The organism is Escherichia sp. B1147, from assembly GCF_001660175.1.
Lineage (GTDB): Bacteria > Pseudomonadota > Gammaproteobacteria > Enterobacterales > Enterobacteriaceae > Escherichia > Escherichia whittamii.
Genome location: NZ_LFHY01000005.1, coordinates 371,458 through 391,092, shown reverse-complemented (window position 1 = coordinate 391,092; position 19,635 = coordinate 371,458). Strand labels below are relative to the sequence as shown.

The 19,635-nt window shown below is 53.7% G+C and carries 21 protein-coding genes and 1 tRNA gene; 5 read left to right on the top strand and 17 right to left on the bottom strand.

Features of this window, described 5'->3' with window-relative positions:
* Positions 1 to 8: 8 nt before the first annotated feature.
* From yejM to narP, 3 genes are all read left to right on the top strand, one after another.
* A complete protein-coding gene (yejM, locus tag A9180_RS05005; RefSeq protein WP_064526781.1) occupies positions 9 to 1,769 on the top strand; it encodes an LPS biosynthesis-modulating metalloenzyme YejM in 1,761 nt (586 codons plus the stop codon).
* A 74-nt stretch (positions 1,770 to 1,843) separates the two neighbouring features.
* A tRNA-Pro gene (locus A9180_RS05000) sits at positions 1,844 to 1,920 on the top strand.
* 182 nt (positions 1,921 to 2,102) lie between these two features.
* Positions 2,103 to 2,750, top strand: coding sequence for a nitrate/nitrite response regulator protein NarP (gene narP / locus A9180_RS04995; protein ID WP_064526779.1), 648 nt, complete (start codon positions 2,103 to 2,105; stop codon positions 2,748 to 2,750).
* Between the two features lie 36 nt (positions 2,751 to 2,786).
* Here the strand turns inward: narP and ccmH are convergent, their stop codons facing one another.
* The 15 genes from ccmH to napF are packed head-to-tail and all read right to left on the bottom strand — an operon-like array spanning position 2,787 to position 14,928.
* Positions 2,787 to 3,839, bottom strand: coding sequence for a cytochrome c-type biogenesis thiol:disulfide oxidoreductase CcmH (gene ccmH, locus A9180_RS04990; RefSeq protein ID WP_064526772.1), 1,053 nt, complete (start codon positions 3,837 to 3,839; stop codon positions 2,787 to 2,789).
* Positions 3,836 to 4,393 carry a thiol:disulfide interchange protein DsbE gene (gene dsbE / locus A9180_RS04985; RefSeq protein ID WP_064526770.1) on the bottom strand — a complete coding sequence of 186 codons (558 nt, stop codon included), beginning with the start codon at positions 4,391 to 4,393 and terminating at the stop codon, positions 3,836 to 3,838. Before dsbE ends, ccmH begins: the two co-directional genes overlap by 4 nt.
* Positions 4,390 to 6,333 (bottom strand): cytochrome c-type biogenesis heme lyase CcmF, encoded by a 1,944-nt coding sequence (gene ccmF, locus A9180_RS04980; protein ID WP_064526768.1) that lies wholly within the window; start codon positions 6,331 to 6,333, stop codon positions 4,390 to 4,392. Before ccmF ends, dsbE begins: the two co-directional genes overlap by 4 nt.
* Positions 6,330 to 6,809: a cytochrome c maturation protein CcmE gene (gene ccmE, locus A9180_RS04975; RefSeq protein ID WP_001026411.1), complete on the bottom strand. Its 480-nt coding sequence runs from the start codon at positions 6,807 to 6,809 to the stop codon at positions 6,330 to 6,332. Before ccmE ends, ccmF begins: the two co-directional genes overlap by 4 nt.
* On the bottom strand, positions 6,806 to 7,015 hold the full coding sequence (gene ccmD, locus A9180_RS04970; RefSeq protein WP_000186540.1) for a heme exporter protein CcmD: 210 nt from the start codon (positions 7,013 to 7,015) through the stop codon (positions 6,806 to 6,808). The genes ccmE and ccmD overlap by 4 nt, the downstream gene beginning before the upstream one ends.
* On the bottom strand, positions 7,012 to 7,749 hold the full coding sequence (gene ccmC / locus A9180_RS04965; protein ID WP_001295447.1) for a heme exporter protein CcmC: 738 nt from the start codon (positions 7,747 to 7,749) through the stop codon (positions 7,012 to 7,014). Before ccmC ends, ccmD begins: the two co-directional genes overlap by 4 nt.
* 41 nt (positions 7,750 to 7,790) lie before the next feature.
* Positions 7,791 to 8,453: a heme exporter protein CcmB gene (gene ccmB / locus A9180_RS04960; RefSeq protein ID WP_000971724.1), complete on the bottom strand. Its 663-nt coding sequence runs from the start codon at positions 8,451 to 8,453 to the stop codon at positions 7,791 to 7,793.
* A complete protein-coding gene (gene ccmA / locus A9180_RS04955; RefSeq protein ID WP_077883490.1) occupies positions 8,450 to 9,073 on the bottom strand; it encodes a cytochrome c biogenesis heme-transporting ATPase CcmA in 624 nt (207 codons plus the stop codon). The genes ccmB and ccmA overlap by 4 nt, the downstream gene beginning before the upstream one ends.
* Positions 9,074 to 9,087: 14 nt before the next feature.
* Positions 9,088 to 9,690, bottom strand: a complete 603-nt coding sequence (gene napC, locus A9180_RS04950; RefSeq protein WP_064526764.1) for a cytochrome c-type protein NapC — start codon at positions 9,688 to 9,690, stop codon at positions 9,088 to 9,090.
* Positions 9,691 to 9,699: 9 nt separating this feature from the next.
* Positions 9,700 to 10,149 carry a nitrate reductase cytochrome c-type subunit gene (gene napB, locus A9180_RS04945; RefSeq protein WP_000835177.1) on the bottom strand — a complete coding sequence of 150 codons (450 nt, stop codon included), beginning with the start codon at positions 10,147 to 10,149 and terminating at the stop codon, positions 9,700 to 9,702.
* Positions 10,146 to 11,009: a quinol dehydrogenase ferredoxin subunit NapH gene (gene napH / locus A9180_RS04940; protein ID WP_064526762.1), complete on the bottom strand. Its 864-nt coding sequence runs from the start codon at positions 11,007 to 11,009 to the stop codon at positions 10,146 to 10,148. The genes napB and napH overlap by 4 nt, the downstream gene beginning before the upstream one ends.
* Positions 10,996 to 11,691, bottom strand: coding sequence for a ferredoxin-type protein NapG (napG, locus tag A9180_RS04935; protein ID WP_000091300.1), 696 nt, complete (start codon positions 11,689 to 11,691; stop codon positions 10,996 to 10,998). Before napG ends, napH begins: the two co-directional genes overlap by 14 nt.
* A gap of 6 nt (positions 11,692 to 11,697) precedes the next feature.
* Positions 11,698 to 14,184, bottom strand: coding sequence for a periplasmic nitrate reductase subunit alpha (napA, locus tag A9180_RS04930; protein ID WP_064526758.1), 2,487 nt, complete (start codon positions 14,182 to 14,184; stop codon positions 11,698 to 11,700).
* Positions 14,181 to 14,444, bottom strand: coding sequence for a chaperone NapD (napD, locus tag A9180_RS04925; protein ID WP_064526756.1), 264 nt, complete (start codon positions 14,442 to 14,444; stop codon positions 14,181 to 14,183). The genes napA and napD overlap by 4 nt, the downstream gene beginning before the upstream one ends.
* Positions 14,434 to 14,928 carry a ferredoxin-type protein NapF gene (gene napF / locus A9180_RS04920; protein WP_000686723.1) on the bottom strand — a complete coding sequence of 165 codons (495 nt, stop codon included), beginning with the start codon at positions 14,926 to 14,928 and terminating at the stop codon, positions 14,434 to 14,436. Before napF ends, napD begins: the two co-directional genes overlap by 11 nt.
* A 108-nt stretch (positions 14,929 to 15,036) precedes the next feature.
* Here napF and A9180_RS24895 point away from each other — a divergent pair, with 108 nt between their 5' ends.
* Together A9180_RS24895 and eco are read left to right on the top strand one after the other, a co-directional pair.
* Entirely contained in the window at positions 15,037 to 15,201 is a 165-nt protein-coding gene (locus A9180_RS24895; RefSeq protein ID WP_064526755.1) for a hypothetical protein, read from the top strand.
* Between the two features lie 130 nt (positions 15,202 to 15,331).
* On the top strand, positions 15,332 to 15,820 hold the full coding sequence (gene eco / locus A9180_RS04910) for a serine protease inhibitor ecotin (protein ID WP_064526754.1): 489 nt from the start codon (positions 15,332 to 15,334) through the stop codon (positions 15,818 to 15,820).
* A gap of 307 nt (positions 15,821 to 16,127) precedes the next feature.
* On the opposite strand, the gene mqo is transcribed toward eco, so the two are convergent.
* Both mqo and yojI read right to left on the bottom strand, forming a co-directional pair.
* Positions 16,128 to 17,774: a malate dehydrogenase (quinone) gene (gene mqo / locus A9180_RS04905; protein WP_064526752.1), complete on the bottom strand. Its 1,647-nt coding sequence runs from the start codon at positions 17,772 to 17,774 to the stop codon at positions 16,128 to 16,130.
* Positions 17,775 to 17,991: 217 nt separating this feature from the next.
* Positions 17,992 to 19,635 carry a microcin J25 efflux ABC transporter YojI gene (gene yojI, locus A9180_RS04900; RefSeq protein ID WP_064526747.1) on the bottom strand — a complete coding sequence of 548 codons (1,644 nt, stop codon included), beginning with the start codon at positions 19,633 to 19,635 and terminating at the stop codon, positions 17,992 to 17,994.

Here is a 19,635-nt window from a genome sequence, read left to right as displayed (position 1 = left end):
AACAGGTTATGGTAACTCATCGTCAGCGCTACCGTGAAAAAGTCTCCCAGATGGTCAGCTGGGGGCACTGGTTTGCACTGTTCAACATTCTGCTCTCACTAGTCATTGGCAGCCGTTACCTGTTTATCGCCGACTGGCCGACAACGCTTGCAGGTCGTATTTATTCCTATGTAAGCATTATCGGCCACTTTAGCTTTCTGGTGTTCGCCACCTACTTGCTGATCCTCTTCCCGCTGACCTTTATCGTCGGCTCACAGAGGCTAATGAGGTTTTTGTCCGTCATTCTGGCCACTGTGGGAATGACGCTGCTGCTGATCGACAGCGAAGTCTTTACCCGTTTCCATCTCCATCTTAATCCCATTGTCTGGCAGTTAGTTATCAACCCGGACGAGAATGAGATGGCGCGCGACTGGCAGCTAATGTTTATCAGTGTGCCAGTTATTTTATTGATTGAACTGGTGTTTGCGACGTGGAGCTGGCAAAAGCTGCGCAGTCTGACGCGTCGTCGGCGCTTCGCCCGTCCGCTGGCTGCATTCTTATTTATCGCCTTTATTGCCTCACACATGGTGTATATCTGGGCCGATGCTAACTTCTATCGCCCAATCACTATGCAGCGCGCCAACCTGCCGCTTTCGTACCCGATGACGGCGCGACGTTTTCTAGAGAAGCATGGCCTGCTTGATGCGCAGGAGTATCAACGCCGTCTGATCGAGCAAGGCAATCCAGACGCAGTTTCCGTACAGTATCCGTTAAGCGAATTGCGCTACCGCGATATGGGCACCGGGCAAAATGTGCTGTTGATTACTGTCGATGGCCTGAACTACTCGCGCTACGAGAAGCAGATGCCTGCACTGGCAGGTTTTGCCGAGCAAAATATTTCGTTCACGCGGCATATGAGTTCCGGCAACGCCACCGACAACGGTATCTTTGGCTTGTTCTATGGCATCTCGCCAAGCTATATGGACGGTATTCTGTCAACCCGTACACCAGCGGCGTTAATTACCGCACTCAACCAGCAAGGCTATCAGTTGGGCTTATTCTCGTCAGATGGCTTTACCAGTCCGCTCTATCGTCAGGCATTGTTGTCAGACTTCTCGATGCCGAGCGTACATACACAATCCGATGAGCAGACCGCCACGCAGTGGATCAACTGGCTTGGCCGCTACGCGCAAGAAGATAACCGCTGGTTCTCGTGGGTATCTTTCAATGGCACCAATATTGACGACAGCAACCAGCAAGCATTTGCCCGAAAATATAGCCGCGCGGCGGGTAATGTCGATGACCAGATCAATCGCGTCCTGAATGCGTTACGTGAATCCGGGAAACTGGACAACACGGTGGTGATTATCACTGCTGGTCGCGGCATTCCGCTGAGCGAAGATGAAGAAACCTTTGACTGGTCACGTGGCCATCTTCAGGTGCCATTGGTCATTCACTGGCCAGGCACACCGGCACAGCGTATTAATACCCTGACCGATCATACTGATCTTATGACGACGCTGATGCAACGCCTGCTGCACGTCAGCACGCCTGCCAGCGAATACTCACAAGGTCAAGACTTGTTCAACCCTGAGCGCCGTCATTACTGGGTAACAGCCGCGGATAACGATACGCTGGCAATTACCACACCGAAAATGACGCTGGTACTGAACAATAACGGTAAATACCGCACGTACAACTTACGTGGTGAAAGAGTGAGAGACGAAAAACCACAGTTGAGTTTGTTATTGCAAGTGCTGACAGACGAGAAGCGTTTTATCGCTAACTGATTAATTATAAATCAGTTAGCAAAATATCTTACTTGCAATCGGCGTGGAAAACGGTAGTATAAGCAGCCACGAGTCGGCACGTAGCGCAGCCTGGTAGCGCACCGTCATGGGGTGTCGGGGGTCGGAGGTTCAAATCCTCTCGTGCCGACCAAAAATCCCAAGAAAACCAACCGCAAAGGTTGGTTTTTTTATATCTACGCCAATGCCCCCTCCCCACACTTACAGTTTTCACTACATGCCCATACATAAAATGGGGTAACATTCACGCGCCTGGTAGTGTTACCAACGCTACGCTCAAACATAATGATTCTAATAAAACCTCAGGAGACTACTATGCCTGAAGCAACGCCTTTTCAGGTGCTGATTGTGGATGATCATCCACTTATGCGACGCGGTGTTCGTCAGTTACTGGAGCTTGATCCTGGCTTTGAAGTGGTCGCCGAAGCAGGCGACGGCGCGAGTGCTATCGATCTGGCAAATAGGCTGGATATCGACGTTATCTTGCTGGATCTCAATATGAAAGGTATGAGTGGCCTGGATACCCTCAATGCCTTGCGCAGGGATGGCGTTACCGCGCAAATTATTATCCTGACCGTATCAGATGCCTCCAGCGATATCTTTGCACTGATAGACGCAGGCGCTGACGGTTATCTGTTGAAAGATAGCGATCCGGAAGTGTTGCTGGAAGCGATTCGCGCCGGAGCAAAAGGCAGCAAAGTCTTTAGTGAACGCGTCAGTCAGTACTTACGCGAGCGTGAAATGTTTGGTGCTGAAGAAGACCCCTTCAGCGTGCTAACGGAGCGTGAATTAGATGTTCTGCACGAACTGGCACAAGGGCTGTCCAATAAGCAGATCGCTTCGGTACTGAATATTTCCGAGCAGACGGTAAAAGTCCATATCCGCAATCTGCTGCGTAAACTCAATGTCCGCTCACGCGTGGCGGCCACCATTCTGTTCCTGCAACAACGCGGGGCGCAATAAAAAAATAGCCCGATGGATTAACCATCGGGCTTCTTCTTATTTACTTTGTTGCGGCGATAAATGCTGCATCGCCTGAGCGATACTGCGCTCAATCACCGCACGGCGAGTATCGTTGGCAGGCAAGAGTTTCAACATCATCTCCCACGCGGCAACGGCTTCGCCAAATCGCTGCTGCTCAAAGGCGTTAAACGCATACATGCTTAACACGCGAATATTGCTGTGGTCACTTCTCACCAACTGACGTAATAACTCACCGCCCAGGCGGTTGTCGTTAGGATCAGAAGAGCGTGTCAACGCTTCAGCATACCCCAGCGCGGCATCGCTGTTTTTCGGATCGAGGCGATACGCAGTAGCATATGCATCAGTCGCAATACTGGCATTCCCCAGCGCCATCCCAACGCGGCCCAACATAATCCAGCCTTCTATATCTCCCGGATTTTTTTGCAGTTGAGTACGCATTCCAAGTGCAAGGCGCGACATCTCTTCTTCATTCAATGGGTCAGCTTTCGGGTCCAGCGCCCTGTCCAGCAATGCCGGAGCCTGTGCCGTGGCCTGCTGCCAGACTTTTACCTGCTGATAATTGCCAGTCTGGTAGTAGCTGACGCCTGCCACAATCAACGCCACAACAATCCCCGGCAGGTAAACAGCAAATCCGGCACGCTTACCTTCCGGCACGCTTTGTTCAGGAAATTCCTCCACCGCCAGCCGCACACGCCGCCGCGAGCGGGCGTAAATCACCCAACCGCCAATGCCAATGGCAACAACTGGCAGTACCCACAGCAACACGGTCAGCGGCGTTAACGGCGGATCGTAAGTGACGAAGTTGCCGTAACGCGCCACCATATAATCGACAATCTCTTTCTTACTTTTACCTTCCTGCATCAGTTCATACACTTTCTGGCGCAGGTCGGTGGCAATCATCGAGTTAGAATCGGCAATGCTGTTGTTCTGACATTTCGGGCAGCGCAGCTCTTCGGTGAGCTGGCGGAACTGCTGTTCCTGTGCTTCATCCTTAAACTGCAACACGTCGATGGTTGCCAGCGCCGAGCCGGAGATCATCAGCATCAGCACACCCAATAAAAACCTCATTGTGCGGCCTCCTTACTGTATTTCTCCCACAGCGGCTTGATCTCTTCTTCCCAGACGCGGGGATTGAGATCGCCCGCATGGCGATAACGAATGATGCCGTTGCCGTCGATGAGGAACGTTTCTGGCGCGCCATACACGCCCAGATCCAGCCCTAACATGCCGTCACCGTCAAACAGACTTAGCGCGTAAGGATTACCCAGCTCTTTCAGCCAGCTAATCGCTTTCTGCCTGTCGTCTTTATAGTTCATGCCGACCACGCGGATGCCCTGATCAGAAAGCTGATTCAGATATTGATGTTCCGCGCGGCAGGTCGGGCACCAGGTCGCCCAGACGTTAAGCAGCACTGGTTTGCCCTGAGTCAGCACATCCGCCTGATAAAACTGACCGGGATTGTCCAGTGATTCGAGGCGAAACTTCGGCACCGGCTTGCCAATGAGTGCTGATTCCAGATTGGTCGGATCATCTCCTTCGGCGTTACGCGCCAGTTGCCACAGCAATGCTGCGGCAATCGCCAGAAAGATAATCAAAGGAAGTAACAGTACTTTGCGCTTCATACAGCCTCCGGCGCAGTTTTTTGCGGACTCACGCGCTTGCGATAGCGAGGATCAAACAGGCACAGCAGCCCGCCCAGCGCCATCATCAGCCCGCCCGCCCAGATCCAGCGAACAAAAGGTTTGTAGTAAAGACGAACTGCCCACGCGCCGTTTTCCAGCTCTTCACCGAGCGCCGCGTACAGGTCACGGGTGATGCCGCCGTCAATCGCCGCTTCAGTCATCATTGAACCAGCAGTGTTGTAATAACGTTTTTCCGCATACAGCACCGTCTCCGGCTTGCCATCTCGCGTTACGTCGATAGTCGCCACACCGCCGCGCCAGTTAGGGCCAGTCACCTCTTTGACATCACGGAAGGTGAAGCGATATTCATGAATATCGACACTATCGCCGGACTTCATGCGCACATCACGCTCGACGCTATAGTTCTGACTGAAGGCGATACCAACAATTGTCACCGCAAGCCCCAGGTGGGCCGCCACCATCCCCCAGTAACTGAAGGTGGTTTTCGTGCCACGTGAAATGCGCAGCGCCGCTTCCGCAATAGCCAGCACCGCAATCCAGCAAGCCATTGCCAGACCGAGCACCGTCATTGCCACAACTTTGCTTTCGAACAGCCACGGCAACAGCAGCGACAGCACCAGCGTAGAGATGAAGGAAATAATCAATAAATTGCGAATTTTACGCGGGCGATCGCGCCCCCAGCGCACCAGCGGACCAATGCCCAGCACCAGTGCAAATGGCACCATCAGCCAGGTAAACATGCTGTTGAAGAACGGTTCACCAATAGAAATACTGCCTAATCCCAGTTGCTTATGTACCAGCGGCAGCAACGTCCCCAGCAACACCACCAGCATCGCGGCGACCAGCAAAACGTTGTTCGCCAACAACAGAGATTCCCGCGACCACAGCGCATTGTTTACGCGTGAGCGAACTTTATGACCACGGGCAGCAAACAGCAGCAGCGAACCGCCAATCACCAGCACCATAAAGGCGAGAATGAACATGCCGCGCGCCGGATCCGAGGCAAACGCGTGTACTGATACCAGCACGCCGGAGCGCACAAGGAAGGTCCCCAGCAGACACAACGAGAAGGCACTGATTGCCAGCAGTAATGTCCACGCTTTGAAGCTGGCACGTTGTTCGGTTACCGCCAGCGAGTGCATCAGCGCAGTCCCCACCAGCCACGGCATAAACGAAGCATTTTCGACCGGATCCCAGAACCACCAGCCGCCCCAGCCGAGTTCGTAATAGGCCCATGCGGAGCCGAGTACGATGCCGAGCGTCAGGAAGATCCACGCCGCCAGCGTCCACGGACGAGTAAAACGTGCATAAGTGCTGTCCAGACGCCCGCTTAACAAAGAAGCAATGGCAAAAGCAAACGCCACCGAGAAACCAACGTACCCCATATAGAGCAGAGGCGGATGGAAGATCAGCCCCGGATCCTGCAACAACGGGTTAAGATCGCGACCTTCAATTGGGAAATTCGGCAATGTGCGTGAGAACGGATTAGAGGTAAAGAGAATGAACAGCAAAAAGCCGACGCTGACCATGCCCATTACCGCCAGTACACGAGCAACAATATCCAGCGGGATACGCTGGCTAAAAATCGCTACTGCGAAAGTCCAGCCGCTCATCAGTAACACCCACAGCAGCAGCGAGCCTTCATGCGCGCCCCAGGTAGCTGCCACGCGATACCACACCGGAAGCTGGGTATTGGAGTTGCTGGCGACATAGGTGACGGTGAAGTCATTCACCACGAAAGCATTGACCAACACCAGAAATGCGCCAGCCACGCACATAAACAGTAGCCAGGCAAACAAGCGAGAAGAAGCCATCATGCGCGCATCTCCACGCGCCACGCCCCATAGCGGATACACGGACAGCAGCAGCGCAATTCCTAGCGCCAGGCACAGCAGCCCGTTACCAATTTCCGGCATCATGATGCTGGGTCCTTATAAACACTCGCCGGGCGACGGTGATTGGCTTCCATCGCTTTTTCGACTTCTGGCGGCGTATAGTTTTCATCATGTTTCGCCAACACTTCTTTAGCGAGAATATGATTGCCTTTTTCCAGCTCACCCTGCACCACAACGCCCTGCCCTTCACGGAACAGATCCGGCAAAATGCCTTCATAAGAGACATCGACCGAACCTTCAGCATCGTAAATGGTAAACGTCACTTTCAGCGAGTCAGGATCGCGCTGCACGCTACCCGGCATCACCATCCCGCCAACGCGCAGACGCTGACCGACTTCCGGCATCTGTTGGGTTTCGCGCTTGCCGTAGAGAATTTCTCCCGGCGTATAGAAAAGATCGATATTAGAGCGCAGCGCATACAGCACCAGACCGATGGTCAGCGCCAAACCTGCCAGCACGGCGCAGGCAATCCACAAACGATTTTTACGGCGAATATTCATGCGGCCTCCTGCTGTTGCGCAGCACGTAAACGCGCCTCACGCGCCCGCTGTTGCGCCACGCCACGCAGAATTGCGCGATGCTGCATCACCGAGTGTACGACCAAAACAACCAGCGGAATAACGGTCATCACCACCGCCAGCCAGACAAAAAAGGCGTAACCGCCCATTGCGAAAAATTCATTCCAGGAAGCAAATGCAGGGGTCATTTACGGCCTCTTTTCAGTATCAGTTCACTCACCCACGGACGGCGTTTTTCCATCAGCAAAATCAAATTACGCATCCGCATCAACGTCAGCGTGGCAGACAGCAGCAGGAAGCCGAAAATCGACCAGCGCAGCGGCGAACGCATCGCCGGATCAATACTTTGCTGCATCCGCGTTGATCCCTGATGTAGGGTGTTCCACCACTCAACGGAATAATGAATAATCGGCAAGTTCACTACGCCAATTAGCACCAGAATACCTGCCGCACGGCCTGCCAGACGGCGATCGTCGAAGGCGTGCCACAGGGCAATCACACCAACATACAGAAACAGCAGCACCAGTTCAGAAGTCAGACGCGCGTCCCATACCCACCAGGTACCCCACATCGGTTTTCCCCATGCAGAACCAGTGACCAGGGCAATAAAAGTAAACACGGCACCAATGGGCGCCATCGCCGCCACCGCCAGGTTAGCCATTTTCATCTGCCAGACAAGGCCGATAAACGCGGCCACCGCCATTGAGGCATAAATCCCCATCGACCAGATCGCCGCAGGCACATGCAGATAAATAATGCGGTAGCTATTTCCTTGCTGATAATCAGCCGGAGCAAAGCCGAATCCCCAGATCCAGCCGACGGTAAGCACAACCACACTGGCAATTGCCAGCCACGGTATAAACCAGCCACAGATTTGGTACAACCGTGGTGGGATCGCCAGTTGATGCAGTGTTTTCCACATAGTTTCGATACCAGACTTGAACAAAAATCAGTAATCCAGCGTCATTGAATGCTGATTCGTAACGCTGCCGCCGTCGCAAAAGGACTTAATGTCGCGGTGCCTGCCAGCAACGCGCCTAAAATTGCCAGATACCCGTCAACGGGCAAATGCATAGAAGCCGCGTCCATCGCGGCGGTGGCAAAGATGAGTAATGGGATAGTCAGCGGTAACACCAGAATGCTCAGTAGTACGCCACCGCGCTTAAGCCCCACAGTCAGCGCCACGCCAGGTGCGCCGAGAAAACCCAGCGTTGGAGTTCCCAGCAGCAGCGTCAGCGCCATCACTTGCCAGCCATAAACGTCCATTCCCAGTAGCAATGCCACCAGAGGCGAGAGGATGAGTAATGGCAGACCCGTTACCATCCAGTGCGCCATCACCTTCGCCAGTACAACGGCGGGCAAGGGTAATGGCAATAACATCAATTGTTCAAGACTGCCGTCCTGCAAATCGTCACGGAATAGCCGCTCCAGCGCCAGCAGTGAAGAAAGCAGCGCCGCAACCCAGATAATCCCCGGTGCGATACGCGCCAGCAGCTGCGGCTCCGGGCCGATACTGAGCGGAAAAAGGGTAATAACAATCAGGAAGAACCACAGCGGATTCGCGATTTCGGCGCTATGGCGAAACGCCACGCGCAGCTCAAGACGGAAAATGCGCCAGAACATCATGCGCCCCTCGTTTGCGTCAGCGAAATGCGGCGAATTTTACTTTCAGCAACGTTGAGCGGCTGGTGAGTGGTCAGAATCACAATCCCCCCCTGCTCCGTATGCTGCGCCATACGCTGGGTCAGACGATCGACGCCGTTAACGTCAATCGCGGTAAAAGGTTCGTCGAGTATCCACAACGTGGCACGGGTCAGCCACAAACGCGCCAGCGCAACGCGGCGTTGTTGCCCAGCAGAGAGCTGGTTTACGGGAATATCTTCGAATCCGGCAAGCCCGGCCTGCGCCAGGGCGTCCAGACATTGTGCGGTATCACCGTCACGGTGATAGAAATGCAGATTTTCTAACGCCGTCAGCCGGGTTTTGATCCCCGGCTGATGGCCTATCCATAACAGGTTTTGATGGTAGCTGTCGCGTACCTGATGCAAGGGCTGCCCTTGCCAGAGAACTTCACCCGCGTCAGGGCGAGACAACCCCGTCAGCAAACGGAGAAGCGTTGTCTTCCCCGCGCCGTTACTTCCGGTAATCTGCACCCACTCCCCTGCTTTCAGGGAAAACGATAAATCACAGAACAACGTTCGTTCATCACGCTCGCAGAGCAAACCTCTGGCTTCAAGCATTACCACTCATCTTTACCTTGTCAGAAACCTGGCTCAACTTCGCGCATATCAGGCAGCTTATGTGCAATCCCTTTATGGCAGTCGATACAGGTTTGCCCAGCTTTTACTGCCTGGTCGTGCATTTTTGCAGCGACAGATTTCTGGGCAGTTGCATCCATAAACTCGAAGTTGTGACAGTTACGGCACTCCTGCGAGTTGTTGTCCTTCATGCGCCGCCACTCATTCTGTGCCATAGTCAGGCGATGAGCTTCGAATTTTTGCGGCGTGTCAATAACGCCCAGAATTTTACCATACAGCTCTTTACTTGCTTTGAGCTTACGTATCATTTTCGGCACAAACTCGTGCGGAACGTGACAATCCGGACAGGTCGCACGTACGCCGCTACGGTTGTTGTAATGCACGGAATCCATGTATTCCTGATACACCGTGTTGCGCATCTCGTGGCAGCTAATGCAAAACTCTTCAGTGTTAGCTTTTTCCATACCGGTGTTAAAGCCGCCCCAGAAGACAATGCCGCCGACAAAACCGATCAACAGCAGCGTACCCAGCGCCAGACGGCTGGGGGTACGCCACCATTTCCACAGGCGCTTAATCAGACCAGGCTTACGGTCAGAATTTCCCATAATAACCTCTTATTTCCCGTAACCTTTTGACGGGGTAAAGGTATTCCCCACGATTGGCGCGGTATCGGCCTGCGGTACGTGACATTGCAGACAGAAGTAACGACGAGGAGCCACTTCCGCGCCCACTTTGCCGTCGCTGTCCATAAAGTGAGTAGGACTGATGCGCGGCGCGCCAGTGGTACGATAGCTTTCGACACCGTGGCACTGTAAGCAGCGGTTGGTATTGGTCGTTACCTGATAACCTTCAACGCTATGCGGGATCATTGGCGGCTGATTCACATAGTTCAGCGGCATCCGCTCCTGCTCTTTTGGCATCCGAATGGCCCCTTCCTGCGTCCCGGATACTTCCGGCGACTGGCTAAAATCGACGCCATTAGCCGCCCAAACTGCGCCGCTCACCACCAGGGCCAGCATCGCCGTCCATTGACACAGCGCTTTCTTCAGGTCATGGCTTTTCATGATTTCGCTCCCGAACTCCATCGTGTAGTTATTGTAAATACATCCTCAGAACAGACATCCACGCAGCGACCGCACGTCATGCAATCGCGGCTGGTGACCTGCACCGGGCTTTGTTCATCCAGCACCGGGGCACGTAGTACATGCGGTTCCGGGCAAACATGAAAACAATCCATACAGCGGTTACATTTCTGTCGATCGGTGGCCGCAACGGTGACAACACCTTTACTTCCCAGCACGCCATACAGCGCGCCGACCGGACAAATATGGCCGCACCAGCCGTGTTCAACGACCAGTAGATCAAATAAAAACAGCGCGAGAATAAGCAGCGCGCCACTGCCAAATCCCATTACCAGACTGCGCCCCATCAGAGAAACCGGGTTGATCCATTCCCAGATGAGCGTGCCGGTTAAGGCCGATCCCACCAGAATGACTACCAACAGCACGTAGCGAATGTGGCGTGGGATCGTCGCAGACTGATTGAGGTCAAATCGTCTGCGTAACCAATTTGCTAAATCGGTAATCGGGTTCAGCGGGCAGACCCAACTGCAAAATAATCGCTTTCCAGCCAGGGCGTAGAGCACAGTGATAATCACCGCGCCAGTCAGCGCCACCGTGGCGGGCAGATGACCGCTGGCAAGGCTTTGCAGCGTCATCAGCGGATCGGTCAGCGGAATGGTGTCGAATAACAGGCTACTGCTGTAGTTGCCATGCAAAATCCACACACCAAACCACGGGCCGCTCAAAAACATTCCCAGCACGAAGAACTGACAAAGTCGACGCAACACCAGCCAACGGTGACTGCGCCACCAGCCTTTCTTCGCCAGTGCCTCGCGCCCGGCGTCACGTTTACGATTTGCCATTGTTCCCCTCCAGCCAGCCGAAGCGGTAATGGTGACCTAACTCCCCTTTCGCCAGTGACAGCGGTAACACCTTGATTGCTGGTTGTTCCAGCACGCACACTTTTTCGCACTTACCGCAGCCAGTACAGGCATCGCTGTGAACTGTTGGCAGAAAACGGGCGTGCTTACCGGTACGCGTGTTGCGCTCGAGTTCCAGGGTGATTGCCTCATCAATTTTCGGGCATTCGCGATAACAGACATCGCAGCGCAGCCCCTGAAAGTTGAGGCAGTTCTCCTGGTCCACCAGCACCGCCAGCCCCATCCGCGCGTCGTCGATCGATTCGATCTCACGATCCAGCGCACCACTGGGGCATACTTTGGCGCACGGAACGTCCTCACACATTTCGCAAGGAATGTCCCGCGCGACAAAATACGGCGTACCTGCCGACAGGCCTGAGGCCAGCGTCGCCAGTTTCAAGGTGTCGTAAGGGCAAGCCTGAACACACTGACCACAACGTACGCAGGCACTGGCAAAGGCGTTCTCGTTTATGGCTCCGGGCGGGCGCAACCGCACGCCAGATGCGCGTGCGGTTTGCTGTTGTAACCCCAGCGCCACACCCACGGCTGCCAGCCCGCCTGCTGTGCGAACAACATCGCGCAGAAAGCGGCGGCGACCATTTTGAGGTTTCGCTGACCGGGACATAATGGCTTACACCTTCTCCAGTTTGACTGCGCACTTCTTGAAGTCCGTCTCTTTCGAGAGCGGATCGGTCGCATCCAGCGTCAGTTTGTTAACCAGCTGTGCGGCGTCGAAGAACGGCATGTACACCAGGCCCTGCGGCGGACGGTTACGCCCGCGCGTTTCGACAATCGAGATCACTTCGCCACGGCGAGAAACCACTTTCACTTTGTCGCCACGACGCAGGTCACGCGCTTTCGCATCCAGCGGGTGAATAAACAGGACCGCTTCCGGGAAGGCGCGGTGCAGTTCCGGTACACGGCGAGTCATACTGCCGGTGTGCCAGTGCTCCAGTACGCGTCCGGTAGAGAGCCACAGGTCGTACTCTTCATCCGGTGCTTCCGCCGCCGGTTCGAACGGCAGTGCGAAGATCACCGCTTTGCCATCCGGTTTACCGTAGAACTTGTAGCCTTCGCCCGCTTTCACATACGGGTCGTTACCTTCGCTGTAACGCCACTGCGTTTCTTTACCGTTCACTACCGGCCAGCGCAGACCGCGTGCTTTGTGGTAGTCATCGAACGGTGCGAGATCGTGACCGTGACCGCGACCAAACCATGCGTACTCTTCGAACAGCCCTTTTTGCAGATAGAAGCCCAGCTCGCGGGATTCATCGTTCAGTTGATCTTCCGCCAGTTCGGATACCGGGAATTTGCTCACTTCCGGGGTGGCATACAGAACTTCGTACAGCGTTTTGCCACGCAGTTCTGGTTTCTTCGCCAGCAGCTCTTCCGGCCATACTTCTTCAGTTTTGAAGCGGCGGGAGAACTGAACTAACTGCCAGAGATCCGATTTTGCTTCGCCCGGTGCCTGTACCTGCTGACGCCAGAACTGAGTACGGCGTTCGGCGTTACCGTAAGCGCCCTCTTTCTCTACCCACATCGCCGTTGGCAGGATCAAGTCCGCTGCCAGCGCACTGACTGTCGGATACGGATCGGAGACGATGATAAAGTTGCGCGGATCGCGCCAGCCCGGCATACGCTCTTCATTAATGTTCGGTCCGGCCTGCATGTTGTTGGTACACATGGTCCAGTAAACATTCAGTTTGCCGTCTTTCAGCGCACGGTCTTGCGCCACCGCGTGCAGACCGATTTTCGCAGGAATAGTGCCGCTCGGGATATTCCACTTCTTCTCGCAGATATCACGGTGTTTCTCGTTAGTCACCACCATGTCCGCAGGCAGACGGTGAGCAAAGGTGCCGACTTCACGCGCAGTACCACACGCAGAAGGCTGTCCCGTCAGGGAGAACGGACCGCAACCCGGCTGGGAGATTTTTCCGGTCAGCAGGTGCAGGTTGTAGACCAGGTTGTTGGCCCACACGCCGCGGGTATGCTGGTTGAAGCCCATCGTCCAGTAGGAGATGACTTTCTTGTTCGGATCGGCATACAGTTGCGCCAGCTGCTCTAACTGGTCTTTCGGCACGCCGGTCATTTCGGCGGTTTTTTCCAGCGTATATTCAGCAACGAAGGCTTTGTAATCTTCGAAGCTCATCGGTTCGGAAGCGTCAGACCCCGGATTCTTCGCTGCTTTTTCCAGCGGATGGGTCGGACGTAAACCGTAGCCGATGTCCGTCGCACCTTTGCGCAGGTTAACGTGCTTGCTGAAGAAGTCCTGATTTATCGCATTGTTTTGAATGATGTAGTTGGCGATGTAGTTCAGGATCACCAGGTCAGACTGCGGCGTAAAGATGATACCGTTATCCGCCAGCTCGAAGCTACGATGCTGGTAGGTAGAAAGCACCGCCACGGTGACGTTCTGGTTAGAGAGACGACGGTTAGTGATGCGCGACCAGAGGATCGGGTGCATCTCCGCCATGTTCGCGCCCCACAGCACAAACGCGTCAGCCTGTTCGATGTCGTCATAGCAGCCCATCGGTTCATCCATACCAAAGGTACGCATAAAGCCAACAACCGCCGACGCCATACAGTGACGCGCGTTCGGGTCGATGTTGTTCGAACGAAAGCCAGCTTTGAACAGCTTGGACGCGGCATAACCTTCCCAGATAGTCCACTGACCAGAACCGAACATACCGATCGATTCCGGCCCTTTTTCTTTCAGGGCGGTTTTGAATTTCTCTTCCATCACATCGAAGGCCTGATCCCAGGTGATTGGGGTAAATTCGCCTTCTTTGTCATATTTACCGTTTTTCATACGCAGTAGCGGCTGCGTCAAACGGTCTTTACCGTACATGATTTTGGGCAGGAAATAGCCCTTAATGCAGTTCAGGCCACGGTTAACCGGTGCGTCCGGGTCGCCCTGACAGGCCACCACACGCCCCTGCTGCGTTCCGACCAGAACGCCGCAACCAGTACCGCAGAAACGGCACGGCGCTTTATCCCATTTAATGGCTTCCTGCTGACCAACAACGGCGCGGGCAACGCCCGGCACGCTGAGACCGGCAGCCGCCGCAGCGGCCGCAACGGCGTTAGCTTTCATAAAGCTACGACGACTGATTTTCATGGTGTTTCCTCACCTTGCTCTTCCTGCTGGTGATAAACCAGCGACACCGCCAGCACGCCCTCTACGTTGCGTACTGACTCAATGGTTTGGATCAGCGTTTCGCTGTCTTCTGCTTCCACCACCACAATCAACTGACCGCTCGGCGCGTCGCTGACAGCGACTTCACAGCCAGGAAAGACGTTTAGTTGAGTGCTGATGTCTGAAATTCGTTCGCTTTTGGCCTGCACGACCAGGCTGCAAACTTGCCAGTTAGTGTGCATGGAGATACTCCGCAGTTATGGCTGATACCGGACAGCTGGCTGCACATGCACCACATCCGTTGCAAAGTTGGCTATTAAGTTGCGGCTGGTAGATCCCGGAGAGCGTCGGGCGAAAGATAATTGCCATTGGCTCACAGCTATCCTGACAGCGGCGGCATTCAACTGACTGATATGCCAGGCACGCGTCCCCAATGGTGAACTGCAAATCCCAGGCCCTGGTGTGGCGCGGAGAAAATAGCGATTCGGGGCAAGCCTGCGCGCAGGCGTAACAGAAGCTGCACTCGTTGTTTTTGAAATTAACGCTCGGATAGCCGCCCGCACCGCGTTGCAGAATGTTGTTTTCACAAGCATTAATACAGGCATCGCAGCGGGTACAATGGGTCAGAAAATGAGATTCATCACCGGACCAGGGCGGACGGATACCGTTACTGGCTTTGCGCCAGCGACCAGTGAGTATGCCCCGACGGGATGCATCAATCTTCACATTGACCTTCCATCATTAACGCGCTCCACAAAGCTGGAGCGACCAAATAAACCGCATAATTAATAAGCCATTTTTATAGGCGCTAAGATATTAAAGGATGTGTCAAAGATGCATACCCCGATCGGGGTAAAACCTGTAGCAGGATCAAAAGAGTGGCGGGAAGGCAGGCAAAAATGGGCTTTTATTCACATTTCAATCGGTTATAAACAATTTTACATAGCGATAAATTCACCAAAGATATTTCTCCAGGCTTCACCATCCGTCAGCATATAACACCAAAAGAGAAGGTAAAGTTGTCTGAATATTCCTTAAGTTATTCATAAAGCAAATCAATAAATCTGATGAATATGTTAACCTTCAGCGACATCAACGATGAAAACCTATAAATGAAGAAGGAAAACAAATGAAGACCATTCTACCTGCAGTGTTGTTTGCCGCTTTCGCCGCCACCTCTGCCTGGGCGGCAGACAGCGTCCAGCCACTGGAAAAAATCGCCCCTTATCCGCAAGCTGAAAAAGGGATGAAGCGTCAGGTGATTCAGCTAACTCCGCAAGAAGATGAATCTACCCTGAAAGTAGAACTGTTAATCGGTCAGACGCTGGAAGTCGACTGCAATCTGCATCGTCTCGGTGGGAAGCTGGAAAGCAAAACGCTGGAAGGCTGGGGCTATGATTATTATGTCTTTGATAAAGTTAGCTCGCCAGTTTCGACGATGATGGCCTGCCCGGACGGCAAAAAAGAGAAGAAATTTGTCACCGCATATTTGGGCGATACCGGAATGCTGCGTTACAACAGTAAGCTGCCGATCGTGGTGTATACGCCAGACAATGTGGATGTGAAATACCGCATCTGGAAGGCAGAAGAGAAGATTGAGAACGCAGTCGTTCGCTAAACTGCTGTAAACTGCTCCCCCTGTAGGGCGGATAAGGCGGTTACGCCGCATCCGACATCCAACGCCCGAGCTGGTTGCCTGATGCGACGCTGGCGCGTCTTATCAGCCCTATGCCGCTGTGAAGTGCTGCGCCCCGTAGGGCGGATAAGGCGGTTGCGCCGCATCCGACATCTAACGCCCGAGCCGATTGCCTGATGCGACGCTGGCGCGTCTTATCAGGCCTACGCCGCTGTGAAGTGCTGCACCCCGTAGGTCGGATAAGGCGGTTACGCCGCATCCGACACTCAATGCAGGATGCGGCGCATCATTACAACGCAATATCCGCCACTTCTTTTTGAACGGGTTGCGGTTTTAACTGCGGTTTCGGCGTGCTGTCTGCCGCCTGCGGCTTATCATATTTCAGACCCAGCACTTCGCTGGTGTACTGCAACTCACGTTCTGTTGCCGCCACATCGCCGTTCAACTTGCTGCCATAAGACGGAACGATCGCTTTCAGCGTGGCCTGCCATTGCGGGCTGGAAACACGATCACCAAACACTTTTTCCAGTAGATTCAACATAATTGGTGCAGCTGTTGACGCCCCAGGAGATGCCCCCAGCAGCGCGGCAATGGTTCCTTGCTGGTCGCTGACCACTTCTGTTCCCAGACGCAGTACGCCGCCTTTCTCGGCATCACGTTTGATAATCTGCACGCGCTGTCCCGCTTGCCACAAACGCCAGTCCTCTTTTTTCGCCTGCGGATAGTACTCTTTCAACGCTTCAAAACGATCCTCTTCACTCAACATCACCTGACTCACCAGATATTTCACCAGATCGAAATTATCCAGCCCGACGTGCATCATCGGCATCACGTTGGAAGTAGTGGTGGAACTCATCAGATCCCACAGTGAACCGTTTTTGAGGAATTTGGTTGAGAACGTAGCAAATGGCCCGAACAGCACTACGCGTTTACCGTCCAGCACACGGGTATCGATATGCGGAACTGACATCGGCGGCGCACCAACGGATGCCTTACCATAAACCTTCGCCAGATGGTGATTAACCACATTCGGGTTTTCCGAAACCAGGAACTGACCGCCCACCGGGAAACCGGCGTAGTCTTTCGCTTCTGGAATACCGGATTCTTGCAACAGTTTCAGCGCCGCACCGCCCGCGCCGATAAAGACAAATTTTGCGCGGATGTTCTGTACAGTGCCATTTTTCAGATCCGCAACGGTGACGGTCCAGGTGTTGTCGTCATTACGTTTGAGGCTGCGGACTTCGCTACTGAGTTGCAGCGAGAAGTTAGATTTCTTCTGCAAGGAAGCAATTAACTGGCGAGTGATTTCACCATAGTTTACATCGGTGCCAATTTCTGTACGTGTCGCAGCCACTTTCTGCTGCGGATCGCGCCCTTCCATCACGAGCGGCGCCCACTCTTTGATTTGCGCGTGATCTTCGGAGTAACGCATACCGCGGAACAGCGAACTTTGTTGCAAGGCCGCGTAACGGGCGCGCAGGAAGTTGACGTTATCCTCGCCCCAGACAAAGCTCATGTGCGGAACGGTATTGATAAATGAACGCGGAGTACGCAGCACGCCGCGCTCGACCTGATGCGCCCAGAACTGGCGGGAAATCTGGAATGCTTCGTTAATAGCGACTGCTTTTTCGATACTGATGCTACCATCGGCGTTTTGCGGGGTGTAGTTGAGTTCCATCAGCGCAGAATGCCCGGTTCCGGCGTTGTTCCAGCCGTTCGAACTCTCCTGCGCAACACCCTCCAGGCGTTCCACCATTGTCATCGACCATTCCGGTTCCAGCTCCCGTAAATAGGTCCCCAACGTGGCGCTCATAATGCCGCCGCCAATCAACAGTACATCAGTTTCCTGCTCCTCGGACGCTTTCGCTTTTGCCGCCATCGAAACGGCATTAAGCCCCACGGCCATCGAGAAGAGCATGGCAGTCACTTTTTTCATCTTGTTAATGCCTTACTTTTAGTCGCTTTATTGCAGGTGAGATTTGCGCGGCATCAACGGTAACACTTAAGTAACAATATTTAAATAATGTTTATAAATTATATTCTAATTTTAGAAACATTATAATTTCGTTGATTAATTATAGGGTTATTGGAAATGAAGGGATTTTTAGAATATTGACCTGGCGGCAGCGATCCGCCAGGTCAGCGTCAAAACATTATGCCGTCCGGGCAACGGCATCACGCGAAGCTGCGTCGCGCTCTTCGCCAGTCAGTTCGCTAAGTTGCCCATTACGCATCTCCAGCAGGCGGTCGGCGTGGATAAAGTAGTGATCATCATGGCTGATAGCAAAGATTGTTTTACCCATCTCCTGCATCAACGGCAGCAGTACCTGATAAAACTCGCGGCGGAAGTGTGGGTCCTGATCCGCCGCCCATTCATCCAGCAGGATAATGTCGCGTTCTTCTGCCAGTGCCAGCAACAGTGCCACACGTTTTTTCTGCCCTTTCGATAACTTCAGGTTAACAATACGCCCGTTACTTAACTCAAGCTTATGACCCATTTTCAGCTGCGCCAGCCATTTCTCAACCAGTTGCGGGTTAGCAGGTTTTCCCTCCGGCCCCAGCAGTTGATCAAACAACCAGACATCGGTAAAGACTGCCGAAAACAGTTTGCGATAATCTTCCGGTTTTTCGCCGCTGATAGGGTTGCCATCCAGCAAAATTTCGCCACTTTGCGGCTGATACAAACCTGTCAGCAACATCGCCAGCGTCGATTTTCCGCTACCATTGCCACCAATCAGAAACAGCAGTTCGCCACGTTTAATGGTGAGGTTAATCGGTCCAACGGAAAACGCGTTATCCTGATAGCTAAACGTAACATTACGCAGCTCCAGCGTTTGCCAGTTGGGAAACGCCTGCGGGCGCGGAAACTCCGCTTTGAAAGGCGCGAGCGCGAATTTGTTCAGTTTGTTAAACGCCACCTGTGCCGTTAGCAGCGTCGGCAACGCACCAACCGCCGAAAGCAGCGGCGTACGCAGGAACAGCAGCGTCAGCGAATAGGTCGCCGCAACGTTGGTATCCGCCCAACCGAGACTGTTCGCCATCCAGAACACCAGACCAATAGCGCCCAACATCATAATGTTCGACCAGTTCACGGCACTAAGATGGAACGTATCAGCGCGAATAATATGATGGCGGTACTCTTGTGCATCGGGAATGTAGAGGTTTTTAAAAACGTACTCGGCGCGCTCGCGGTTCAGGGTCAGCTCTTTACGCCCTTCCAGCACGGTTTGAAAATCCGTGTACAGCTTGTCTTCGGTTTCACGCAGGGTCGCCATATGCTTGTACACCCGCGCCACCAGCACAAAACCGCCCCAGATGGTGACCGCCATCCAGATAGCCGTTACCAGCAGCATTTTGCCCGACAGCATCCACAGATACGCCGCTGAACCGATAGTGAGAATGACTCCCTGCACCAGTTCCGGCAGACGAACAAACGCAATGGTGATATTGCGTACATCGCTGGTTAACCCCGCCAGCAACGAGGCGCTGCCGAGTTGTTCGATACGCTCGACGTGAGTATCCAGAATCCGCTTAATAAATTCGCTACGCAGTCGGTAAACGAAGTGATGTCCCAGTGTGGTGAGCGCCAGTTGCGATCCCAGCGTCACTGCCATCAACAGCAGCAATAAACCCAGAAACTCCGGCAACACCAGCAGACTGGTATCCGCCGTTTCGATAAGGCGCTGATTGATAAAAGCAATTAAGCCAATACCTAATGCCGCGCTGGCGAGACTTAGCGCCATCACACTGATAAATGGCCAGCGATACTGCCGCCAGACAAGTACAAGAAGTTCCAT

Excerpts from the sequence above, each read along its gene's own strand:
- ccmD (WP_000186540.1), bottom strand. The coding sequence starts at position 7,015 with ATGACCCCTGCATTTGCTTCCTGGAATGAATTTTTCGCAATGGGCGGT.
- dsbE (WP_064526770.1), bottom strand. The coding sequence starts at position 4,393 with ATGAAGCGCAAAGTACTGTTACTTCCTTTGATTATCTTTCTGGCGATT.
- napC (WP_064526764.1), bottom strand. The coding sequence starts at position 9,690 with ATGGGAAATTCTGACCGTAAGCCTGGTCTGATTAAGCGCCTGTGGAAA.
- ccmH (WP_064526772.1), bottom strand. The coding sequence starts at position 3,839 with ATGAGGTTTTTATTGGGTGTGCTGATGCTGATGATCTCCGGCTCGGCG.
- mqo (WP_064526752.1), bottom strand. The coding sequence starts at position 17,774 with ATGAAAAAAGTGACTGCCATGCTCTTCTCGATGGCCGTGGGGCTTAAT.
- ccmC (WP_001295447.1), bottom strand. The coding sequence starts at position 7,749 with ATGTGGAAAACACTGCATCAACTGGCGATCCCACCACGGTTGTACCAA.
- napD (WP_064526756.1), bottom strand. The coding sequence starts at position 14,444 with ATGCACACTAACTGGCAAGTTTGCAGCCTGGTCGTGCAGGCCAAAAGC.
- napB (WP_000835177.1), bottom strand. The coding sequence starts at position 10,149 with ATGAAAAGCCATGACCTGAAGAAAGCGCTGTGTCAATGGACGGCGATG.
- ccmE (WP_001026411.1), bottom strand. The coding sequence starts at position 6,809 with ATGAATATTCGCCGTAAAAATCGTTTGTGGATTGCCTGCGCCGTGCTG.
- napA (WP_064526758.1), bottom strand. The coding sequence starts at position 14,184 with ATGAAAATCAGTCGTCGTAGCTTTATGAAAGCTAACGCCGTTGCGGCC.
- yejM (WP_064526781.1), top strand. The coding sequence starts at position 9 with ATGGTAACTCATCGTCAGCGCTACCGTGAAAAAGTCTCCCAGATGGTC.
- A9180_RS24895 (WP_064526755.1), top strand. The coding sequence starts at position 15,037 with ATGCATACCCCGATCGGGGTAAAACCTGTAGCAGGATCAAAAGAGTGG.
- narP (WP_064526779.1), top strand. The coding sequence starts at position 2,103 with ATGCCTGAAGCAACGCCTTTTCAGGTGCTGATTGTGGATGATCATCCA.
- napH (WP_064526762.1), bottom strand. The coding sequence starts at position 11,009 with ATGGCAAATCGTAAACGTGACGCCGGGCGCGAGGCACTGGCGAAGAAA.
- ccmF (WP_064526768.1), bottom strand. The coding sequence starts at position 6,333 with ATGATGCCGGAAATTGGTAACGGGCTGCTGTGCCTGGCGCTAGGAATT.
- napG (WP_000091300.1), bottom strand. The coding sequence starts at position 11,691 with ATGTCCCGGTCAGCGAAACCTCAAAATGGTCGCCGCCGCTTTCTGCGC.
- ccmB (WP_000971724.1), bottom strand. The coding sequence starts at position 8,453 with ATGATGTTCTGGCGCATTTTCCGTCTTGAGCTGCGCGTGGCGTTTCGC.
- eco (WP_064526754.1), top strand. The coding sequence starts at position 15,332 with ATGAAGACCATTCTACCTGCAGTGTTGTTTGCCGCTTTCGCCGCCACC.
- yojI (WP_064526747.1), bottom strand. The coding sequence starts at position 19,635 with ATGGAACTTCTTGTACTTGTCTGGCGGCAGTATCGCTGGCCATTTATC.